The 22,432-nt window shown below is 57.8% G+C and carries 18 protein-coding genes; 13 read left to right on the forward strand and 5 right to left on the reverse strand.

The features are described from left to right. Nucleotides 1-20: 20 nt before the first annotated feature. Genes EYC82_RS17685 through EYC82_RS17695 form a run of 3 tightly spaced genes read left to right on the forward strand, consistent with a single transcriptional unit; the run spans nucleotide 21 to nucleotide 5,736 of the window. Nucleotides 21-1,193 carry an efflux RND transporter periplasmic adaptor subunit gene (locus EYC82_RS17685; protein WP_279251027.1) on the forward strand — a complete coding sequence of 391 codons (1,173 nt, stop codon included), beginning with the start codon at nucleotides 21-23 and terminating at the stop codon, nucleotides 1,191-1,193. Between the two features lie 3 nt (nucleotides 1,194-1,196). Beyond that, nucleotides 1,197-4,352 carry an efflux RND transporter permease subunit gene (locus EYC82_RS17690; protein ID WP_279250964.1) on the forward strand — a complete coding sequence of 1,052 codons (3,156 nt, stop codon included), beginning with the start codon at nucleotides 1,197-1,199 and terminating at the stop codon, nucleotides 4,350-4,352. 1 nt (nucleotide 4,353) lies between these two features. Further along, nucleotides 4,354-5,736 carry an efflux transporter outer membrane subunit gene (locus EYC82_RS17695; protein ID WP_279250965.1) on the forward strand — a complete coding sequence of 461 codons (1,383 nt, stop codon included), beginning with the start codon at nucleotides 4,354-4,356 and terminating at the stop codon, nucleotides 5,734-5,736. Nucleotides 5,737-5,743: 7 nt separating this feature from the next. On the opposite strand, the gene EYC82_RS17700 is transcribed toward EYC82_RS17695, so the two are convergent. Continuing rightward, entirely contained in the window at nucleotides 5,744-6,163 is a 420-nt protein-coding gene (locus EYC82_RS17700) for a tetratricopeptide repeat protein (RefSeq protein WP_279250966.1), read from the reverse strand. After that, a complete protein-coding gene (gene mrcB / locus EYC82_RS17705; protein ID WP_279250967.1) occupies nucleotides 6,163-8,424 on the reverse strand; it encodes a penicillin-binding protein 1B in 2,262 nt (753 codons plus the stop codon). The genes EYC82_RS17700 and mrcB overlap by 1 nt, the downstream gene beginning before the upstream one ends. 165 nt (nucleotides 8,425-8,589) lie before the next feature. Between mrcB and EYC82_RS17710 the strand changes: the two genes are divergently transcribed. Beyond that, nucleotides 8,590-9,591, forward strand: coding sequence for an adenosine kinase (locus tag EYC82_RS17710; protein WP_279250968.1), 1,002 nt, complete (start codon nucleotides 8,590-8,592; stop codon nucleotides 9,589-9,591). A 27-nt stretch (nucleotides 9,592-9,618) separates the two neighbouring features. Here the strand turns inward: EYC82_RS17710 and EYC82_RS17715 are convergent, their stop codons facing one another. Continuing rightward, nucleotides 9,619-11,985 (reverse strand): DNA polymerase II, encoded by a 2,367-nt coding sequence (locus tag EYC82_RS17715; RefSeq protein WP_279250969.1) that lies wholly within the window; start codon nucleotides 11,983-11,985, stop codon nucleotides 9,619-9,621. Nucleotides 11,986-12,120: 135 nt separating this feature from the next. On the opposite strand from EYC82_RS17715, the gene EYC82_RS17720 reads away from it, so the two are divergent. Beyond that, nucleotides 12,121-12,465 (forward strand): pentapeptide repeat-containing protein, encoded by a 345-nt coding sequence (locus EYC82_RS17720; RefSeq protein ID WP_279250970.1) that lies wholly within the window; start codon nucleotides 12,121-12,123, stop codon nucleotides 12,463-12,465. A 6-nt stretch (nucleotides 12,466-12,471) separates the two neighbouring features. Here EYC82_RS17720 and EYC82_RS17725 read toward each other — a convergent pair whose 3' ends face one another. After that, nucleotides 12,472-13,518, reverse strand: coding sequence for a DUF2333 family protein (locus EYC82_RS17725; protein ID WP_423243928.1), 1,047 nt, complete (start codon nucleotides 13,516-13,518; stop codon nucleotides 12,472-12,474). A 12-nt stretch (nucleotides 13,519-13,530) separates the two neighbouring features. Further along, a complete protein-coding gene (locus EYC82_RS17730) occupies nucleotides 13,531-13,995 on the reverse strand; it encodes a copper chaperone PCu(A)C (protein ID WP_279250971.1) in 465 nt (154 codons plus the stop codon). Between the two features lie 165 nt (nucleotides 13,996-14,160). Here EYC82_RS17730 and EYC82_RS17735 point away from each other — a divergent pair, with 165 nt between their 5' ends. The 8 genes from EYC82_RS17735 (at nucleotide 14,161) to purH (ending at nucleotide 22,401) form a co-directional block, all read left to right on the forward strand. After that, a complete protein-coding gene (locus EYC82_RS17735) occupies nucleotides 14,161-15,924 on the forward strand; it encodes a protein-disulfide reductase DsbD family protein (RefSeq protein ID WP_279250972.1) in 1,764 nt (587 codons plus the stop codon). A 208-nt stretch (nucleotides 15,925-16,132) separates the two neighbouring features. After that, nucleotides 16,133-16,576, forward strand: coding sequence for a type II 3-dehydroquinate dehydratase (aroQ, locus tag EYC82_RS17740; protein ID WP_279250973.1), 444 nt, complete (start codon nucleotides 16,133-16,135; stop codon nucleotides 16,574-16,576). Between the two features lie 22 nt (nucleotides 16,577-16,598). Next, nucleotides 16,599-17,066 (forward strand): acetyl-CoA carboxylase biotin carboxyl carrier protein, encoded by a 468-nt coding sequence (accB, locus tag EYC82_RS17745; RefSeq protein WP_279250974.1) that lies wholly within the window; start codon nucleotides 16,599-16,601, stop codon nucleotides 17,064-17,066. Between the two features lie 31 nt (nucleotides 17,067-17,097). Continuing rightward, nucleotides 17,098-18,444 carry an acetyl-CoA carboxylase biotin carboxylase subunit gene (gene accC, locus EYC82_RS17750; protein ID WP_279250975.1) on the forward strand — a complete coding sequence of 449 codons (1,347 nt, stop codon included), beginning with the start codon at nucleotides 17,098-17,100 and terminating at the stop codon, nucleotides 18,442-18,444. Nucleotides 18,445-18,510: 66 nt separating this feature from the next. Next, nucleotides 18,511-19,401, forward strand: a complete 891-nt coding sequence (gene prmA / locus EYC82_RS17755; protein ID WP_279250976.1) for a 50S ribosomal protein L11 methyltransferase — start codon at nucleotides 18,511-18,513, stop codon at nucleotides 19,399-19,401. 107 nt (nucleotides 19,402-19,508) lie between these two features. Next, nucleotides 19,509-20,495 carry a tRNA dihydrouridine synthase DusB gene (gene dusB / locus EYC82_RS17760; protein ID WP_279250977.1) on the forward strand — a complete coding sequence of 329 codons (987 nt, stop codon included), beginning with the start codon at nucleotides 19,509-19,511 and terminating at the stop codon, nucleotides 20,493-20,495. Further along, the gene (fis, locus tag EYC82_RS17765; protein ID WP_279250978.1) at nucleotides 20,492-20,812 is read left to right on the forward strand and encodes a DNA-binding transcriptional regulator Fis; all 321 of its coding nucleotides are present in this window, start codon (nucleotides 20,492-20,494) and stop codon (nucleotides 20,810-20,812) included. Before dusB ends, fis begins: the two co-directional genes overlap by 4 nt. A 14-nt stretch (nucleotides 20,813-20,826) precedes the next feature. Continuing rightward, entirely contained in the window at nucleotides 20,827-22,401 is a 1,575-nt protein-coding gene (purH, locus tag EYC82_RS17770; protein WP_279250979.1) for a bifunctional phosphoribosylaminoimidazolecarboxamide formyltransferase/IMP cyclohydrolase, read from the forward strand. Nucleotides 22,402-22,432: the final 31 nt, after the last annotated feature.

Raw genomic sequence — 22,432 nt, forward strand, 5'->3', positions numbered from 1 at the left:
CTAGGAGATTTCCATCCGTGATGCATCACACTAAGCCGGGCAACTGGCTGGCAGTCCTGACGGTTTTGCTGACGGCCTGCGGCGACTCAGACACTCTGAAGGCGCCCGTACCGGAGATCGCGGTCGTCAAAGTTGTAGAGCGCGATACACCTATCACACAGGATTTTGTCGGACAGACCCGCGGATCTACCGATATCCCGATTCGCGCGCGCGTCGAGGGCTTTCTGGAGAGCCGCAACTTCAGAGAGGGTGGTGAAGTCACTCAGGGACAACTGCTCTATACGATCGACCCTCTTCCGTTCAAGGCCAAAGTGTTTGAGGCGGAGGGGCGTCTTGCAGAGGCGCGTACTAAATTAGCCAAGGCCAAGGCAGACCTCGACCGCATTGAACCTCTCGCAAAAATGAATGCCGTCAGCCAGCAGGATCTCGACGGTGCCGTTGCACAGCGAGACGCCGCTGAAGGTTCTGTCAAAGCGGCAGAGGCGCAGCTGGACCTGGCCAATATTGAGCTTGGCTATACCCGCATTCAATCGCCTATAGACGGCATCATCGGAATATCCGAGGCAGAGGTCGGTGAAGTCGTGGGGTCCAACCCCGATACCTTCATTTTGAATTACGTTTCTCTCACCGACCCCATACGTGTGCGCTTCTCCATCAACGAGCGCGATTTCTTGCGACTCAGTCGCTCGCTGGCGAAGGAGCGGCGTATGGGTAAAGACCAGCGTGACGAGTCCGAACGCCCCGACGTGACCATGATCCTCGCCGATGGCAGCGTACACGAGCAGTTCGGAAGGGTGATTGCCTCCGATGCCTCTATCAACCCACAAACAGGCACGTTTAAACTGGAAGCTGATTTTCCCAATCCAGACTCGATTGTCATCGCCGGCCAGTTTGCCCGTGTACGCATTGTTATCGATGACCGAAAAAACGCTCTGCTTATACCGCAGCGGGCACTGTCGGAGTTGCAGGGAAACTTCCGCGTGTTTGTCGTAAACGCCGATGGCACGGTGACACTGCGTGCGGTCGAACCGGGGCCACAGGTCGGGCAGCTAACCGTCATCAACTCCGGGCTTCAGGCGGGGGAAGAGGTTGCTATCGAGGGCCTGTTGAGACTTGGAGATGGCCTGGTGGTCAAGCCCAGGGTAGTGGAATTCCCGGAAACACCTGGGGCCATCGATAAGCCGGGAGCATAGCCCGTGGCTGAGTTCTTCGTTCGACGCCCTATCGTGGCCATGGTCATTGCCATCATCATAGTGATCGTTGGCCTTGTCGCCCTCGGTCGACTGCCGGTTGCACAGTATCCCGAGATCACACCCCCGATGGTCAATGTATCGGCCACCTACACCGGCGCCAACGCCATCAATGTCGAGCAGTCAGTCGCCACGCCCATCGAGCAAAAAGTTAATGGGGTGGAGAACATGATTTATATGGACTCCACTAACTCCAGTGACGGCCGCATGAGTCTGAACGTGTCTTTCGAGGTAGGAACAGATCTCGATATGGCCAATGTGCTCACGCAAAATCGCGTGTCAGAGGCTCAGGCGACATTGCCTGAGGAGGTCAAGCGACTGGGCGTTACTGTGAAGAAGAGGCTGTCATTCCCACTGCTGCTGGTTTCTCTCATATCCCCCAATGGAACCTATGACGAAAGCTTTCTCTCCAACTATGCCGCCATTAACATCGTTGATGAAATTGCAAGAATTCGGGGGGTTGGGCTGGCCGAAGTCCTTGGTGGCAGCATCTCGGAATACGCCATGCGCATCTGGATACGTCCGGACGAACTGGCTAAGCTCGGTCTGACCGTTTCCGACATCACTCAGTCTATCCAGAACCAGAATGTACTGGTACCTGCGGGGCAGATCGGTGGCGAACCCGCACCGCCGGGCACCGAATTCACTTATACCGTAGATACTGGCGGTCGCTTTGAAACGCCCGAAGAATTTGGTGCGGTCGTGGTTCGCGCGAACCCCGACGGCTCTCAGGTACTACTGAGGGACATTGCGAGAATTGAGCTGGGATCACAAAACTACCTGTACAACGTGCGCCTCGACGGACAGGCCTCATCACTGGTGCAGGTCTTTCAGTTACCAGACGCCAATGGCCTCGATGTCGCCGAGAAGGTCATCGCCACCATGGATAGTATTTCAGAGCGCTTCCCGGACGATGTGCAGTACGTTATTTCACTGGACACCACAAAGCCCATTATCGCTGGCATTCGAGAAATCGTCATCACCTTGTTTCAGGCGGTCTCCCTGGTCATCCTGGTAGTCTATATTTTCCTGCAGAACGCGCGCTCCACGCTCATACCCACTCTTACCGTTCCGGTTTCACTGATCGGCGCTTTCGCCGTTTTTCCGCTGCTGGGTTTTTCCATCAACACCCTGTCACTGCTTGGCCTTGTGCTGGCGATCGGTATCGTCGTAGACGATGCGATTGTAGTGGTGGAAGCAGTGGCAGCAAAAATGGATAAAGGGATGGAGGCCAGAGAAGCCACCGTCGAGGCGATGCGTGAAGTCTCTGGACCGATCGTGGCCACCTCGCTGGCGCTGATTGCGGTATTCGTGCCAGTGGCCGCCATGGGCGGCATTACCGGCGCCTTGTACCAGCAGTTCGCCATCACCATCGCGATTTCCGTGGCGATCTCCTCGATTAACGCACTGACACTGAGCCCGGCACTGGCCTCTTCACTACTAAAACCGCCCGGTGAGGCGAAGAGCGTTTTCGACCGGTTTTTCCGATGGTTCAATCACTACTTCGAGATTGCTACCGAAAAGTTCATGGTGTTGACCGGTTACTTTACGCATAAAGTCGGGCGCGCCGGCGGCTTACTGCTGGCGCTGGTTGGCGGTGTCATCCTGCTCTTCCAAATTGTTCCAAGCGGATTCGTACCCGAGGAAGACCAGGCCTATATCATGGCCGGCGTGATCATGCCCGACAGCGCCTCACTGCAGCGTACCAGCGTTGTCATGAAGCAGGTAGAGGACATCCTTGATCAATACGATGCCATCCAGAACTCCACTGTGATCGCGGGCTACAGTATTATGTCAGGCACCTTGCAACCCAATGCCGGCATGGCTTTTATCCAGCTAAAAGATTGGGATGAGCGCCCCGATGCCGAGGATCACGCCACGGAACTGGTGCGACGACTGAATGTTGACCTGGCCATGCACATCAATGAAGGCGCGGCCTTTGCGTTCGGGCCACCGGCGATTCCCGGACTCGGCACGGGCTCGGGCTTCACACTCATGCTGCAAGACCGAGGCGGCAATTCACCGCAATACCTGTTCGAACAATCCAAGCGCTTTATCGAGGCCGCGGCCCTGCGCCCGGAGATCAGCGGCATCCAGACGCTGTTCCGCCCGAGTTCACCACAGATCTTTCTCGATATTGACGACGGCAAGGCACTCAAACTGGGCGTTCCCCTGCGCGACATCAATACGTCGGTGGGCGCCTTCCTGGGCGGTGCCTATGTTAATGACTTCAACCGGTTTGGCCGACTGTATAAAGTGTATGTGCAGGCAGAGCCCGAGTACCGGAATTCAATTGATGGCATCAATATGTTTTACGTGCGCAACAACAAGGGTGACTCCGTACCGCTGTCTACTCTCGTTGAAACCTCGCGCTCCTGGGGTCCGGAATTCACCAATCGCTTCAACCTGTTCCGTTCCGCCAAGTTAACCGGACAACCAGCACCGGGTTACAGCTCGTCCCAGGCACTGGCCGCGCTCGAAGAGGTCGCGAACGAAACACTCCCTGGCGACATGGGTTACAGCTGGTCAGATATGTCTTACCAGGAAAAAGCGGCGGAAGGTTCGGGCTCCGTCGTCTTCATCATGGCACTGGTGTTTGTATTCCTTATTCTTGCTGCGCAGTATGAGAGCTGGTCTCTGCCACTGTCTGTGCTACTGGGAACACCGATCGCCGTATTCGGTGCTATCGGTGGCCTATGGATTGCCAGACTGTTCAGCGAAAGCTACGTCAACAACGTCTTTGCGCAAATCGGGCTGGTGATGCTAATTGGTCTCGCCGCCAAGAATGCGATCCTGATCGTCGAATTTGCCAAGCTGGAAACGGAAAAAGGCAAAGACCCTGTAGAGGCTGCCATGACAGCCGCCAGACTGCGTTTCCGCCCAATCCTGATGACGGCTTTCTCTTTTATCCTGGGCGTACTGCCCCTGTTGGTCGCCAGCGGCGCCGGCGCGGAAGCTCGCAAGGTAATGGGCATGACAGTATTCAGTGGCATGCTCGTCGCCACACTGATCGGCGTGTTAGTGGTGCCCGCGCTTTACGTCATCGTGGAACGCTACATTGCGCGACCTAAACCTGCGCACGACGCAGCGGAGAGTGGCTAATATGTGGAGGCTCCCTGCATTCCTGCTACTGGCAACCCTGTCGGGTGGGTGTACCCTTACACCGGATTACGAGCGACCCGAACTCGACGTTCCCGAGACCTTTGGACCAGAGGATCCTTCAGGGGAATCTATTGCCAACATGGAATGGTGGAATTTGTTTCAGGACGAACAGTTGCAGCTGCTCATTAGCTCGGCACTCGAGGAAAACAAGGACCTGGGAGTAGCTTTGTCGCGCATTGAAGAGGCGCGCTTGAACGTTATTGCAGTCAGGGCCAATCAGTTCCCCTTTTTGAATATGTCGGGCCTGCTAGGACGTGATCGACTCAGTCGTGAACTGGTGCCCGGCGCGCGCTCCAACGACCGCTTTCTGATATCCGGCGACCTGAGCTACCAGATCGACCTGTGGGGTGAGTTTCAAAGGGCGACCGAGGCATCACGCGCCGACCTTCTGGCAACGGAATCTGCCTACCGCAATATTACGATCACCCTGGTGAGCGATGTAGCGAGCAATTACCTGCTGCTGCGCGATCTGGATGCGCGCCTGGCGGTATCCGAGAACACAATGCAAACCCGGCTGCAAAGCCTGGGCATCATCCGGGCTCGCTTCGAGCAAGGCACTGTCTCTGAACTCGATGTACATCAAGCGCAAATTGAGGTCTTCGTTGCTGAGGCCGCTATCGCCTCATTCGAGAGACAGGTCATACAGACACAAAACACGCTGCGTATCCTGCTGGGGCGGAATCCGGGTGCCGTCACCCGCGGCGCAGCCCTCGATAGCCAGATTTTCCCCCCCGTAATCCCCGCGGGTCTACCCTCGGCGCTGCTGCAGAGACGCCCAGACGTAGTGAGCGCAGAAGCAAAACTGGAAGCCGCGACAGCCCGGGTGGGTGTGGCAGAAGCGCTGCGCTACCCCAGCATTTCCCTCACCGGTCGATTTGGCGCAGAGAGTACTGACCTTTCAGACCTCAACTCCGGCGATGCGGAAACCTGGAATATCGGCGCCAATATCCTCGCGCCGATCTTTAATTCGGGGCTGCTGAAGGCCCAGGCTGAGGCGGCCCGACAGCGAGCGGAGCAGGCGTTACTGATTTATGAGGCAACCCTGCAGGAGTCTTTCCGCGAGGTGGAGGACTCCCTCGTCGCGGTGCGCACCTATCGCGACGAGCACGCCGCACAATCCCGCCGGGCTCATTCTGCGACCCAGGCGGCCAAACTCTCCCGGGCACGCTATAACGGTGGCGTTGTAGACTATCTCGAGGTTCTGGATACGGAACGCACCCTGTTTAACGCGGAGCTTGATAAATCGCAGAGCCTGCAACGGTATTACACCGCGATTGTGAGACTGTATGCCGCGCTGGGTGGCGGCTGGTCAGTGGAAAGCTGACTACCCGCTACTGCACGAACCCACGCAGTGCGTCGCACAACCGATTGCTTGTGCAATACAACAACCCGCGTTCTGCGGTCGCGCTTGCTCGCGCACTGTCACCGCGTGCACGATGCGCTTGTGCCATGCCGAGGTAGACCTCCGCGCTGTCCGGGTCAATGCGCTGCGCGCGCTCCAGGTAGGCAAAGGCCTGTTCGTAGTCGCCCCGACGCGTTGCGTACTGCGCCTTCTCCAGCAGGGGTTTCCATGCAGCGCTGGCCGAGGGCGACCCTGACCTGTGCGCCTCCGGCATTGGGGCGGGGACACCCTCACCCGCTGGCGTCTTCACGGGCACAGAATCAGTTGGCTTGGTAAGACTGGAACAACCAGCCAACACCACAGCGTAAACGAGGATCAGCGAGCCCGTGATCGCACGTATAAACGTCATCAATCTTTTCCCCCAAACAAGGTATCAAACCAGTCTCGAATGCCATTATTCTTTTGTGCACCGGCGCAATCAGTGCGCGAGTCAGGCTCCGAGCCCTTAATGAAGGGCAGCAGTCTGGCACGGGGGCAACCCTTGCCGGTCAAAAAGCCATTGCGCTCATCAACCCAATGGGGCTCAACACCGTCTGGCATGCGATAGGCCAGAGGCTGGCGACTGGAGCGCGACATGAAATGCGCCCAGACTTTTAATGCACCACTGCTGCCAGTGAGCCGGGTACTCCCGTTGTCGTCACGACCGATCCAAATCACGGCGAGTAAATCACCCGAGAATCCCGCGAACCAGGAGTCCCGACCCTCGTTGGTAGTGCCCGTCTTGCCGGCAACGTCAAACCCTTCCCCAAGATAGCGATAAGCGCCTTGCCCGGTCCCCTCACGCATAACGGCCCTCAATGCATAGTGCAGCAGGTGCACGGACTGCAGACTCGCGGTGCGATCATATTCCAGCGGATAGCGTCGCAGGGGCTCGCCATTGGCGTCAACGATATCCCGGATGCTGCGCAAGGGCATACGAAAACCGCCTGCCGCAATAGACTGGTACATAACCGCCATATCGATAGGCGCATACTCACCCGCGCCCAGCAGCAGGGCAGGAACCGCCGGCACACCCTTTTCAACCCCCAAACGCGCCAACATGTCCGTTACGTCTGCCAGTCCCAATGTCATACCCAACCTTGCGCTGGCGAGGTTATAGGACTTGGCCAGCGCCTCGTAAAGTGTCACCGACCCGTGTGATCGACGGTCAAAATTTTGTGGTTGCCACGGTGTCGATCCGGGCGTCTTGACCGTCAGGGGCGTGTCGGACAACTCAGTGGCCAGTGAGTATTGAGCAGGTTTCTCCAGCGCCGCCAGATAAACCGCTGGTTTAAGTAGCGAACCGGCCGGACGCCTGGCATCCAGCGCCCGATTAAAGCCCGCAAACTTTGCCCGCCTCCCGCCAAGCAATGCCGCCACTTCGCCTGTATCAAAACGGGTCACCACAGCGGCGCTCTGTAATTCGCCGCTGCTGTCCAGCTGATCCATCACCGCGATAGTGCTGCGCTCTAGTTGCCGCTGCAGTACAGGATCAAAACTGGTAAAGATACTGAGCCCCCGGGTGGCCAGATCTTCATCCCGGTACTCGCGGCGCAGTTGTCGGCGCACCAGGTCCAGAAATGCGGGAAATGAACCCCGAATACTGTGCTGCCGGTTGAGCCCCAGGGGCATGGCTTTCGCCACAGCCGCCTGCTCGACGGAGATAACACCCTGCTCTGCCATCACGCCCAGCACCACGTTACGACGCTCAATCGAACGCTCGGGATTACGCTCGGGGTTATACAGGGAAGGACCTTTGATCATCCCAATCAAAAGCGCTTGTTGAGCAAGCCCCAGCGTGGCCAGGGGCGCATCGAAGTAGTGTTGCGACGCGAGTTCAAAACCATGCACCGAGCGACGCCCTTCCTGCCCGAGGTAAATCTCGTTGATGTAGCTTTCGAGTATCTGATCCTTGTCGTAGTGCAGCTCAAGCAACACCGCCATTACGACCTCTACCAGCTTGCGCACAATGGTGCGCTCAGAGGTCAGGTAGTAGTTCTTCACCAGTTGCTGAGAGATGGTGCTGCCACCGGCCACAACACGCCCTGAACGCAGATTACTCCAGGCCGCTCGTGCTATTCCGGTGATCGAAAAGCCCCAGTGCTGATAGAAGTCGCGATCTTCAACTGCCATCAGACCGAGCGTGAGCGTCTCGGGCACCTCGTTCAGCCGGACCAGCGCCCTGTCTTCACCGTGCTGCGGGTAAATACCGCCAATGTGCACCGGGTCGAGGCGCATCAGATCCACTCCACTGCCTGCCGCCGAGAGACGCTGGACTCTTCGATCAGCGAATTCAATCAGAACGCGACGCGACGCCTCTCGCTCACCTGGAAAGTCAAAACCACGTGTGTACAGGTCAAATCGGTCGCGGTAACGGGAAAACTCGCCGGGATTACGGGGTGAATTGACGGCACGATAGCCCAGTACGCGCAACTCATAGGCAAAATCATCCGCCTTTACAGGCGCACCCTCAAAAAGCTCAAGCGGCCTGGCATAGACCCTGGCGGGCAAATCCCACATTTTATCGCTGAATGTTGCCGTGATCCGCGCGTCGAGGTAAATAACAAACAATCCACCGATTACCGCGAAGAACAGGCTGAGTTTGAGGAACAGGTGGCTGGTACGAAACATGGGACTCGAGTGTACACCAGCTGCCGCGAAACGTTGGCATCTGATTAGCAGATAGAACAGAAACCCGGCGGAGATCGAATCGTACGAATGAACACTCGATGCTTTTAATACAGCGTCGAATCAGGATAATGGGCGTTGACTTTATTTTAGCGGAAAATCCAAACAATGAAAAAATATAAAGCCTATGGCATCGGCGCGGCGCTCGTAGATACAGAAATAAAGGTAGACGATGGCGAACTCAACACGATGCGTGTTGAAAAGGGCTTGATGACCCTCGTTGATCAGGCACGGCAGCAGGAATTGCTGGGGCATCTGAAAGGGCATCTGGTCAAGGCAAGCCACGCCAGTGGCGGCAGTGCCGGCAACTCCATGATTGCGACAGCACAATTTGGCGGCCCGACGTTCATGTCCTGCAAGGTGGCGAATGATAGCGACGGCGATATTTATATCGCAGACCTTGAAGCAGCGGGCGTCGACCACTGTTTCAGTGGTGAGCGCAGCGATGGCGTAACCGGTAAATGCCTCGTACTGATTACACCGGATGCGGAGCGGAGCATGAATACCTATCTCGGAATCAGTGAAACACTGTCCACCGAGCAACTGGACTCCGACGCCATAGCCGATTCCGAATACCTCTACATCGAAGGCTACCTGGTAACCTCTCCGACCGGCCTGGCAGCCGCCGTCAAGGCTCGCGAAATCGCCGAGGCTGCCGGTGTTAAAACAGCCCTGAGTTTTTCAGATCCGGGTATGGTGGAATTTTTCCGGGAGGGTATTGCGGAGATCATTGGCAGTCGACTGGACCTTGTGTTCTGTAATGAGGACGAAGCGCTGGGCTGGGCGCAAAGCGATGACATCGATGTCGCGGTAGAGAAAATCAAGGAAGTTGCCGAGACATTCGTAATCACGCGGGGCGCCGAGGGCGCACTGACCTTTGACGGCAAAGAGCTCGCCGAAATACCGTCGAACAAGGTAGACGCAGTGGACACCAATGGTGCGGGCGACATGTTTGCGGGCGCCTTTCTCTATGCCATCACCAACGGCGAAGATTTTCCTACCGCGGGGCGCTTCGCCAGCCTCGCGGCCGGTAAAATTGTGGCTAACTTCGGTCCACGCCTGCCCGCCGGAGATTACAAGGCCCTGCGAGAGGAATTCTTTGTCAAGTAATTGGTGAACAAGAATGTCCGCAGCGTCTCATTCGGGTTGTCCGAACAATCCGAATTGCTTGTCCGTCAGGTCGGCAAACGATGCATCTACGAAACCCAGAATACCATCGGCCACCGGCGCCAACTGACGATCGACATAGTACTGATAGTCGATGGGCGCTAGTGGTGCCGTCGCCGGCTCTGCACCGCTGGTGGTCATGACGTACTCCACCCAGTCACCACGTTGAGGCACGGCTATGCCACGCACCTCGCAGAGGCGCGCGGCTTGCACGTGAGGAGGAATATTGCGCTCGTAGTCCGCCAGTTTTCGGCGCAGGCGTTTGCGGTAGACAAGCTGGTCATCAAGCTCACCCGCCAACACCCGGGCCGTGAGAGCTTTGACATAGTCAGCGTAATCCTGCTGCATAAAAATACGGCGGTATAACTCTTCCTGAAACTCCCGTGCCAGCCTCGTCCAGTCTGTACGCACAGTCTCCAGTCCCTTGAATATCAGCCGGTCACCCCCTCGGGTCTCAACTACACCCGCGTAGCGTTTTTTGCTGCCCTTGTCGGACCCGCGCACGGTGGGCATCAGGAATCGTTTGTAGTGGGTTTCGAACTGTACTTCCAGCGCACTTTCGAGTTGAAATTCCTCGCGAACTTGAGCCTGCCACCAAGCATTCAAGTCGGATTCGAGGCATTGACCAGCGCTGACAGCAGCGGCGTCCGACGTCGCGTCCTGAATCCAGACAAAAACAGAATCCGTATCGCCATATATGACCCGATGCCCCCGCGATTCAATATAATCCCGGGTACGACCCAGTATCTGATGTCCCCGCAGAGTGATCGAACTGGAGAGCCGCGAATCAAAGAAGCGACAGCCGGGGGTGCCCAGCACGCCATAGAAACTGTTCATAATAATCTTGATCGCCTGAGATAGCGGCTCATCCCCGACTGACTTCGCCTGATCACGCTGCTGCCATAGCGCCTTGATCACCGCAGGCAGGATGTGTCCGCGGCGGGCAAATCGTCCGCCGACATAACCCTCTACAGTCTCCCCTTCAGGACATTCATCCGAGAGTCCAAGCGCCAGACCGAGGGGGTCGATACAAAAGGTACGGATAATGCTGGGGTACAAACTCTTGAAATCCAGTACGAGCACGTGGTCGTAAATGCCCGGCCGTGAGTCGAGCACAAAACCACCGGGGCTGGCAGTCTGCTCGCGGCTTGCGTTTGGCGCGACGTAACCCGCCCTGTGCAGGCGAGCTAAATACAGGTTATCAAACGACGCCACCGAGCCGCCCATACGATCCAGATTGAGGCCAGTCATGGCACTGCGTGCTACCGCGAAATCCATCAGGGCAGTAGTCTCAAAAATAGCAGACACCAACTCACAATCCTTGAGGTTATAGGCCGCAAGTCGACTCTTGTCCTCACTAAAGAGGTGGCCAATCTGTTCCCCGCGCCCACCACCCTGCAAAAGCTTACCCTCGCCCAACAGTTCGCGGGCAACGTTTTCGAGGGAGAAGCTCTCGAAGCGATAAAACGCCGCGCGCAGCAACTCAATGCCGTCGAGTACGACGCGCCCCGGAAAGTTCACGGTAAAGCGCTCACCCTCTTCATCGAGCTCTCGCCAGTAGCCTCCGCGCCGCACGCGACCCAACAGCAACCGACGACCGGACCGGTCCGCCTGACGCTGCAGGAAGCGGGTATCGAAATTCACCACATTCCACCCGATCAGCACATCGGGATCGAATTCGTCTATCCAGTCAAGGAAACACTGAAGCGCGTCATCGGCGGTGGCGCATGCCTCGACAAAGTCCTGCCGGGCGCCCTTGCCCACCATAAATACTTTGCGAGCCTCTCCGCCCTCTTCTTTGCCATGCACCGCGATCGAGTAGAGCTCATGCCCCTTCATCGCGGTTTCAATATCAAAAGACACTACCCGCAGTGTCGGCCTGTAATCGCCCGTTTTCACCGCTGGGTCTTGCAGTAACCAGTGCCTGCCCCGGCGCCTTGGACGGCCACGGATCAACGCTGAGCCCGCGACGAAACGCTCCATCAGGTAGCGCTCGGCGGGGTTGATATCCGCCTCCAGCGGCTCCAAACCCGCCTCGCGCAATGCATCAGCAGCGCGCCGCGCAGCGCGATGTTGGCGGAAATACACACCTGTCACCGCCTGCATACCGAACGTTCTGAGAGAGAGTGCGCGAAAATCCACATACGGCGTGCGTGCCAGCACCTCCCGAGCGCGGGGCAAGTCACACGCGGCGAGGAAAAAGACACTGTTTTCTCCAGAGACCATAATGCACAGAGGGCCGTCAGGGCTGCTGAACCAGAATTCCAGCTCGACACCGTCCGAGGTGTCCCGCCAATTGCGCGTCAGTAGAAAGCCCTCAAAAGTCCGCTCAGTCAAACTGCACCTTTAGTTTCATGACGGGGGCTGGGATTGCCCCTCCCGGTAGCTTAAGCTGTATCCTTTAGCTGCCAGGTCATTGTGACATCAGCATGCCAGGCAGTCGCTCCCCACAGCAACGAAACAGGTAATCCCATGGACAAGCCCGTCATCAAGCAGGACCCGTTGTACCAGTTGCTGCGTAATGAGGACATCAAGAGCTTCAACGAGCAGCGCGATCAACTGGATACCAGCGAACTGAAAAGTGGCGATTATCGCGGACGCGATCTGCGCAACATGAACGCCGCAGGCCTGGATTTCAGCAATTCCTATTTTCGCAACGCCGACCTCAGCGGTATCGACTTCCGCGACACAGATCTGGAAGGTGCCAGCCTGCTGGATGCAAAGCTGTCAGGCACTTACTTCCCGGAAGAAATCGACCCGCAAGAATTGCGCCTGTCCCTCGAGACAGGCACCCGGCTGCGCTACCATCGTCGCTGAAGACGCCTAGCCCTGAGACAACAGATCGCGCAAATCGATGATCGCGGCATTGGCCCGGCTGATATAGGACGCCATGACCAGGGAATGGTTGGCAAGGGGACCGAAGCCACTGCCGTTAAGCACCATGGGACTCCACAGCATTTCCTGAGTTGCCTCCAGTTCACGAATAATCTGCTGCAAACTCACCTGTGCATTTTTCTTGCGCAGGACGTCCTCAAAGTCCACTTCCACTGCCTTGAGAAAATAAATGAGTGCCCAGGCGGTTCCCCGTGCTTCAAAGTACACATTGTCGATCTCGGTCCAGGGCGTTTGGATATACTGCTCCGCAGCGGTCCGGGTCGACTGGCTGGCCTCCGCATCCCCGGCCAGGTCTGTGTTGATACGTCTCTCTCCGACACTGGCGCTCAAACGTTGCGACAAACTACCCAGACGAGTTTCCACGGTGGCCAACCAATAACGTAGATTATCTGCGCGGGCATAAAACTGCGCTTCGGGCGCTTTGTCATCGGACAGTCGCTCAAAATAACGATACGCATAGGTCAGCCCGTCTTCATACACCGACTCGGACGAGGGCAGTATCCAGCTGGTGGAATCGAAGTTGAACTTGGGTTCCATCTCGGCCAAATCCACATCCTCTTTCGACTGTGACTGGGAGCGGCTGAACGCCTCACGCATGGCCCGCGACAGATCACGCACCTGAATCAGGGCGCCGAACTCCCAATTGGAAATATTGTCCAACCATACTCCAGGGGGGAAGCGGTCGTTACGAATGTATCCTCCGGGTTTATGCAGCATCTTTTCTACCACCGAAATCAGGGCTGCTGTGGTAACCGAACCCGTCACCACCGTGCCACCACCCTCGGCAGCCAAAGCCTGTGCCTCCGCCCTAACATCGCCGGGGCCTGGCATGATGCTCCAGTACATACCCAATATGATGGCGATAAGCAGGTACAGAACCAGAGCGAGCGCCACTAATTTACTTTTGCCGCCAACCGGCATAAGGCCCGAAAGCGTATCTCGCCAGCCAACGCTGGCCTCTTTAGCTGAATTCATAGAACGTTCCTGTCAGTGATGTTCGTGCCCGCCCGCGGATGAGCCTGCGCTCTTGCGCACCTCCGCGGAGGTGCAGAGGGTTTCCTCGGTCACGAGGTGCAGGCACAGCTCGATGTCATCACCCGCCACAGGCCTGTACTCAAGGCCCAGCAGCATCAGGTGCGTGCCCCCGGGGGCAAGTTCGAGCCGCTCGCCCGGCGCCAGAGCCACACCGTCAAGTTGCTCCATACGCATCAAACCATCGACCTGCCGCGTCGTGTGTATCTCGGTCTTCTTCGACACATTGGAGCTGGCGCCGACTATACCGATGGCAGTCTCCCTGCTATTGCTGATCGTCATGTAACCCGCAGAGTTAGGCTGGAAAGGCGGCATGGCTCTGATCCATACATCCTCAAAGACAACGCCCGCTGCAGGCTCAGCCCCCAGGGCGGGCATACACAGGCCAGCGACCAGAACCGTTAACCATATCCGTTTCAATTTGCGACTCCAACAAGGACACTTCGACCGACCCACCATCTCGGCGTATTGTACCACTCATGAACGATTTGACACCGGTCTGCGCCAACTATCGAAACTATCGCAACTATTGATACAATACCCATTGAGCGCCGCGCGCGGTGCCCTTTTCCCACAGGAGCCACCATGCGTTTGATTCTCGCGGGCTTGCTGCTAGCCAGCACAGTTTGCTTCGCCCAGGCCGTCGACAGCAGCAGCCAGGATCCGTTCAAGGGGCCGGCGACGTCCGAGTTTCTTCCGGTTGCAGAGGCCTATGGACTTGAGGTGGAGGTCATCAGCGAGCGCCAATTGCGTCTGTTCTGGCGTATCGCACCCGACTATTACCTGTACCAGCATCGATTCGACTTCACACTGCAGGATGAACAAGGCGACATTGGTGTCGAGGCTCAACTACCCGCTGCCATTACCCACACCGACGACTTCTTCGGTGAAGTGCAGATTTATTATCACGGCGTAGACATGACACTGGATCTGTCGCGAGATGCCGGGCGCGCTACTCTGACCGCGACTTCCCAGGGCTGCGCGGATGCAGGGCTGTGCTATCCGCCCTACACGCTCCATTTCGACCTGAATTTTGAGACCGGCGCAGTAACGCCGGTAATCCCTGCGCCGAGACCTGACGCCCCACAGCCGCGTGACACACCCAATACATCACCCGCCAGCACCGGCGCTACACTGGCCTACATGCTGATACTGGCATTCGTGGGCGGCTCTATTCTCAATTTGATGCCCTGCGTTTTCCCCGTGCTGTCGCTCAAGGTACTGAGCTTCGCCCGCAACACTGACCACGACCGTCACCTGCACAGCTGGGTCTACACCGCGGGCGTTATCAGCAGTTTTGTCGCGGTCGCAGCGCTGCTTATCGTTCTGCAGCAGGCCGGACAAGCCATCGGCTGGGGCTTTCAACTGCAATCCCCTGGATTCGTCATCGCCCTGGCCTACCTGTTCATCGCTATGGGCCTCTCGCTAACCGGTATGGTTGAACTGGGCAGCAACCTTATGAACACGGGCAGCGGCCTTGCGGATCAAAGCGGCCTTGGCGGTAGTTTTTTTACCGGTGTGCTGGCCGTTGTGGTCGCAAGCCCTTGCACCGCGCCCTTCATGGGCACGGCACTCGGCTTCGCCGTAAGCCAGCCTCCCCTCATCGGACTAACCGTTTTTGCCGCACTGGGCGCCGGCATGGCCGCGCCCCTGCTTGTATTCAGCTACAGCGGCGCGGCACGCGCCATCATGCCCAAGCCCGGCCCCTGGATGGAAACGCTTAAGCAGTTTCTATCTTTCCCCCTGTATGCCACCGCTATTTGGCTTCTGTGGGTCGCCGGACGGCAAACCGGCGTCAACACCATGGCTGCGGCTCTCCTCGGTGCGCTGCTGCTGGCACTCGGACTGTGGCTCTGGCGCGTAAACTGGTGGCGGCGCAGCCTGGCCTTGGCTTGCCTAGCGGGGGCGATTGCGCTGGCTTCGATGCGCGGGCTGGATGGAGCGGACACGGGCTCGACCGCGCTGTCCGCCGACTACCTGCCCTGGTCCGGGAGCGAAGTGGCCGCCCTGCGGCAGTCTGGCAGACCGGTGTTTGTCGATGTTACGGCGGACTGGTGCATTACCTGCAAGGCGAACGAGACGACTGTCTTGTTCACCGATGATATAACGACGGCCTTTGCCGAGCACGGTGTCGTCTACATGATTGCCGATTGGACGAATGAAGACCCTAAAATCGCCGAACTTCTGAAAAAACATCAGCGAAATGGCATTCCATTGTACCTAATGTACCCTGCAGACCCTACTGCCGCGCCCCTGATCCTGCCACAACTGCTCACCAAACGGATGGTAATTGATGCGCTGGAAGAGGTTTCGGTGAAAAGCTCCCCTATTGTCGCAATTTACGACTGATTTTCGCGCTTTTCCCTGCAATTCGGTATTTTCAGTCGCTCTTACGCTTGCACCGCAGGCGCCGCACCTGGCGAACGCTAAAACTAGCTAACTTCTGAAAAAAAGACGCTATAGTCTGCCAAATGTCACAAAACACCAAAAAATATAGACAGCCCCTGCGATTTGCGCCAGACTCTCCACAGATCGCGCCCCCCGGGAGAGCCAGACAATGGCCGCAATTCTTGTACTGCATGGCCCCAACCTCAATCTCCTCGGCGAGCGTGAGCCCGATGTCTATGGCAGCACCACCCTGGATGACATCAACCGCACGCTGGAGCAGCTAGCCGCCGAGCGCCATCACCAGTTGCTCCACTTCCAGAGTAATGCCGAGGCCGAACTGGTTGACCGGGTGCAGGCAGCCCGACAAGAAGGAGTGAAATTCATCCTGATAAACCCCGCCGCGTTTACCCATACCAGTGTTGCCCTGCGCGATGCGCTGGCCGCCGTCGACATTCCTTTCATCGAGATACACCTGTCAAACACCCATGCGCGAGAGGAGTTTCGGCATCACTCCTATTTTTCTGCCATCGCGAGCGGCGTTATCTGCGGATTGGGCGCTGCCGGGTATCGCCTTGGACTGCAGGCCGCACTCGACACACTGGATTCACACTAACAGCTACCAAAGAGACTGAGCTATGGACATTCGCAAGGTAAAAAAACTGATCGAATTACTGGAAGAGTCCAATATCGACGAAATCGAGATCAAAGAGGGCGAGGAGTCGGTGCGCATCAGTCGCAACGGCGCTAAAGCCCTGACTATGGCCGCCGCGCCGGCGCAGGTGTTACAGGCACCACCGGTAATGCCACAGGCACCCGTCGCCGCGCCCGTTGCCCCGCCGCCATCCGCTGAGCCTGCAGCGGCCAGCGACGGACATCATCTGCGATCACCTATGGTCGGCACTTTCTACCGCTCACCGTCCCCCACGTCACCCTCCTTTGTCGAGGTAGGCCAGTCCGTAAAAGCGGGAGATGTTGTTTGCATCGTCGAGGCGATGAAGATGATGAACCAGATCGAGGCCGACAAGTCGGGCAAGATTACCGCGATCCTGGTTGAAAACGGCGAACCGGTTGAGTTCGACCAACCCCTGTTCACCATCGCCTAGTCGCAAGTACAGCCCAGCAGAGGACGCAAGCATGCCCACACTGGAAAAAGTACTCATCGCCAACCGAGGTGAAATCGCGCTGCGTGTGCTGAGAGCCTGCAAAGAGCTCGATATCGCTACAGTGGCGGTGCACTCGAAGGCAGACCGCGAATTGAAGCATGTACTCCTTGCTGACGAGGCCGTATGCATAGGGCCTGCGCCATCAACAGAGAGCTATCTCAATGTACCGGCCATCATCAGTGCGGCGGAAGTCACTCGCGCCACCGCCATTCACCCGGGCTACGGCTTCCTGGCAGAAAATGCTGATTTCGCTGACCAGGTTGAGAAAAGTGGTTTTATTTTTATTGGCCCCAAAGCCGATACGATCCGCCTCATGGGCGACAAGGTCTCAGCGATTCAATCGATGAAGAAAGCAGGCGTGCCGACAGTGCCGGGTTCCGATGGCCCGCTGACGGAAGATGACGGCAGAACGCTGGAGATCGCGCGTCGAATCGGGTTTCCCGTGATTATCAAAGCCGCCGCCGGTGGCGGCGGTCGCGGCATGCGCGTCGTGCACGACGAAGAATCACTGCCGGGCGCCGTGCAGGTCACCCAGTCAGAGGCTGCAGCGGCATTTGGCTCGAGTGTGGTCTACCTGGAAAAATTCCTGCAACACCCCCGACATGTCGAAGTACAAGTTCTGGCAGACGGCCAGGGTAATGCAATTCACCTGGGTGACCGGGACTGCTCACTGCAGCGCCGCCACCAAAAGGTACTGGAGGAAGCGCCAGCACCCGATATTCCGTCGGACCTGAGGCAGCAAGTTGCTGAATCCTGCATCAATGCCTGCCTGGAAATTGGTTACCGGGGCGCAGGCACTTTCGAGTTCCTTTACGAGGATGGTGGTTTTTACTTTATTGAAATGAACACGCGGGTGCAGGTAGAGCACCCGGTCACGGAGATGGTCACCAATTTCGACATTGTGCGCGAGCAACTGCGCATCGCCAGTGGCCGCGCCCTGTCCGTGACACAGCAGGATATCAAGTTTAGCGGGCACGCCTTCGAGTGCCGCATCAACGCCGAAGATCCGACCACGTTCATGCCCAGTCCCGGCACGGTCACCACGTTCCACGCACCCGGCGGGCTCGGCGTAAGGGTAGACTCGCACCTGTACGATGGCTATACCGTACCCCCCTATTACGATTCACTGATCGCCAAGGTGATCAGCTACGGAGACGACCGCGAGACCGCCCTTGCCCGGATGCGGCAGGCCCTCGACGAGTTAGTAGTTGAGGGTATCCGCACCAATACCGCCCTGCACCGGGACCTGGTGCGAGACGACGCGTTCAAAGCGGGTGGCGTTAGCATTCACTATCTCGAAAAACTTCTGGAAGGCTAGGCGTGTTTCGCCGTTGAGCCCACTTAGCGCAAGGCGCCCACTACGTCTGCTGACACTGAGCCACCCATGACCTGGCTACAACTGCGCCTGTATACACAGCGCGATTCGGTTGCCACTCTGGAGGATCAGCTGCTGGCTTGCGGTGCCGTCGCTGTCACACTGGAAGACAATGCAGACCAGCCCCTGCTGGAACCGGGCGTAGGTGAAACGCCCCTGTGGAACCAGACGCGCCTGACGGGTCTGTACCCCGCTGACTCCGACATGCATGCGGTCCTCGCGCAATTGCCTGCCCAAGTGCTCGAAAATCATCGCGTCGAGATTCTTGAAGACAAAGACTGGGCGCGGGAATGGATGCAACATTTCCAACCCATGCGTTTCGGAGAGCAGCTCTGGGTCTGCCCCAGCTGGCTGGAGCCCCCGCACGCCGGAGCGGTCAACCTGCTGCTGGATCCTGGCCTTGCCTTTGGCACGGGCACCCATCCAACCACCGCCATGTGTCTGCGCCAACTGGATGGCATGCCCCTGCGAGGCCAGACAGTAGTCGACTATGGCTGCGGCTCCGGCATCCTCGCGGTTGCCGCCCTTAAACTGGGCGCCGCCCGCGCACTGGGCGTGGACAACGACCCCCAAGCACTCACCGCCAGTGCGGAGAACAGCCGGCGCAATGGGGTGCAGCAGGCACAATTCAAGGTCGCACTGCCGCAACGGGTCGCAATGGCGGACTGGGGCCAGCAAGCTGACCTGGTCGTCGCCAATATTCTGTCCGGTCCGCTGGTCGACCTCTCCGATACCCTGATTTCATTCCTGAAACCCGGTGGAGACCTTCTCATAGCCGGCCTGCTTAGCAGCCAGTCTGAAACTCTTCGCGCACATTACACACCCGTCGTTCAGCTCTCGGTGGTTGACCAGCAGGACGACTGGGTATGCCTGCGCGGAAAACGCCCGTCCGCCGACTGAGCCAGACAAAAAATAGTGCTGTTTTTTTGAGCTGAATTTCTTCCACGCGCGACAGTGAGCGAGTATTATAGCCGGCTGTTTTTCGATACGATTTTTAAACGCCACTCATGTTGCAAATCGGCCCTTACACATTGCCCAACCGAGTCGCCCTCGCTCCCATGGCGGGTGTGACTGATTTGCCGTTTCGTCGTCTGTGTTCCGAATTCGGCGCGGGCCTTGTGGTCTCGGAAATGATCAGCGCTAACCCGCGCTTGAGGGATTCGAGAAAAACTCGGTGGCGCAGTCGGCACGATCCGGAAATTGAGCCGCGCTCCGTGCAAATTGCGGGCAGTGATCCACAGTTGCTGGCAGAAGCTGCGCGCTACAACGTTGCCTGCGGCGCACAAATCATCGATCTGAACATGGGCTGTCCGGCTAAAAAAGTCTGCCGCAAGGCCGCAGGGTCCGCCCTGTTGGCCGACGAATCGCTGGTCCAGTCCATTTTGCGCACGGTTGTCGGTGCCGTCACGGTTCCCGTGACGCTGAAGTTGCGCACCGGTGTTTCACCGCAGCGGCGCAACGGGGTCAGTATCGCCCGCATGGCGGAGGACGCGGGCGTGGCGGCACTTGCAGTGCATGGCCGGACCCGGGCCTGCGCCTTCACCGGCCCTGTGGAATACGACACCCTGGCGAGCATGGTAGAGGCGGTGGACATCCCTGTTTACGCCAATGGCAATATCGATAGCGCACAACAGGCAGCCGCCGTTCTGGACTATACCGGCGCCGCAGGCGTAATGATTGGCAGAGCCGCTCAGGGCAGGCCCTGGCTATGCGGACAAATCGCCACCTATCTCGAAACCGGCGTCACCCCGGCAGACCTCTCGCCTGAGAGCAAGCTGGCAATCATTCGCCGGCATGTTTCCGAGTTACATCTTTTTTATGGCGAGTATCTGGGCGTGCGCACCGCGCGAAAACACGTTGGGTGGTTTCTGGACGCGCACGGCTACCCGAAAACACAACGCAGACTATTCAATCAACTTGCACATCCCAAAGAACAGCTACACTACATAGACCGGCACATCGGATTTCAACACAAAAAGGAACTTGCAGCATGACACGGGTAGAACCCCTCCACCCCCCCAAGGAAGACACGCTTGCAGCCGCCGCTGACGACACACAGGCCGCCATGCAAACCAATAATCTCAAGGACGCTGTTAGAACCGCGGTCGCTTCGTACCTGGACGAGCTCGACGGACAACTGTCTACCGACGTCTATCAGATGGTGCTGGCAGAGGTCGAGGCACCGCTGCTGGAAGAAATTATGAGCTACACACGCAACAACCAGACCAAAGCCTCTCTGATGCTAGGCCTGAACCGTGGCACGCTGCGTAAGAAGCTCAAGCAATACCACCTCATTTCCTCCCGCGATTAATAGCCGGTACCCTCATGAGCGAACAGAATCTCGTCAAGGTCAGGCGCGCCCTGATCAGCGTCTCCGATAAATCAGGCATCGCCGATTTCGCCCGGTCCCTGCAGGACATGGGCGTGGAAATCCTGTCCACCGGGGGCACTTACAGGCTGCTGCAGGATGCTGGCCTGCACGTTACCGAAGTAGCCGACCACACCGGATTCCCGGAAATGATGGATGGTCGAGTCAAGACCCTGCACCCGAAGATTCATGGGGGCATCCTCGGTCGCAGGGGCAAAGACGACGCCGTGATGGCCGAACACGGTATTGACGCGATCGACATGGTAATCGTCAATCTCTATCCGTTTGCAGCCACCGTAGCCAACCCTGAATGCACGCTGGAGGACGCCGTTGAAAACATCGATATCGGCGGTCCGACCATGGTGCGCGCAGCCGCAAAAAATCATGCTTTTGTTAACATTGTCGTAAACAGCGTCGATTATGCCGACATCATCGCTGAAATGAAAAATAACGATGGGTGCACTTCATTGGCCACGCGCTTCGATCTCGCCATTAAAGCCTATGAGCACACCGCGTCTTACGACGGTGCCATTGCCAATTACTTTGGCGGCAAAGTCTCCGGGGGCTCAGCGCAATTTCCGCGCACCTTCAACGCCCAGTTCCACCGGGTGCAGGAGATGCGCTACGGCGAAAACCCCCATCAGCAAGCCGCGTTTTACGTCGAGTCCTCGCCTCGCGAGACCGGCATTTCAACGGCAACCCAGATACAGGGCAAAGCGCTGTCGTATAACAACGTGGCAGACACAGACGCGGCACTTGAATGTGTCAAAAATTTCGACCATCCCGCTTGCGTCATTGTCAAACATGCCAACCCCTGCGGTGTGGCAGTCGCCTCCACTATCGACCAGGCCTATGAGCTGGCTTTCGCTACCGACAGCGAATCCGCCTTCGGCGGCATTATCGCCTTCAACAGGGAGCTGGATGCGGTGACCGCAGCATGCATCGTGGAACGGCAGTTCGTGGAAGTCATTATTGCCCCCACCGTCAGTGATGAGGCAGCGGCGCTGGTCGCAGAGAAAAAGAACGTGCGACTGCTGGCCTGCGGCGAGTGGTCACAGCCAGGAGCTGCGCTGGATTACAAACGCGTCAACGGCGGACTCCTGGTACAGGATCGGGACCTCGGAATGATTTCCGCCGCCGATCTAAAAGTCGTCAGCAAGGTCGCACCCACAGACCAGCAACTGCAGGACCTCCTGTTTGCCTGGAAGGTGGCCAAGTTCGTAAAGTCCAATGCTATTGTTTACGCCCGGGAGGGCCAGACCGTAGGCGTGGGCGCCGGTCAGATGAGCCGCATCAACTCCGCCCGGATCGCAGCAATCAAGGCCGAGCACGCCGGATTGGCAGTCGCGGGCTCCGTAATGGCCTCTGATGCATTTTTCCCGTTCCGCGACGGCATTGACAGTGCCGGCGAGCGAGGCATCGCCGCAGTTATTCAACCCGGAGGCTCGATCAGGGATGAGGAAGTCATCGCAGCAGCAGATGAGCACGGCATGGCCATGGTATTCACGGGCATGCGACACTTCCGCCACTAGGGCGCGGTAATCGGCCCATCACGGCATCCGA

Source organism: Candidatus Marimicrobium litorale (genome assembly GCF_026262645.1).
In the GTDB taxonomy this organism is placed as follows: domain Bacteria; phylum Pseudomonadota; class Gammaproteobacteria; order Pseudomonadales; family Halieaceae; genus Marimicrobium; species Marimicrobium litorale.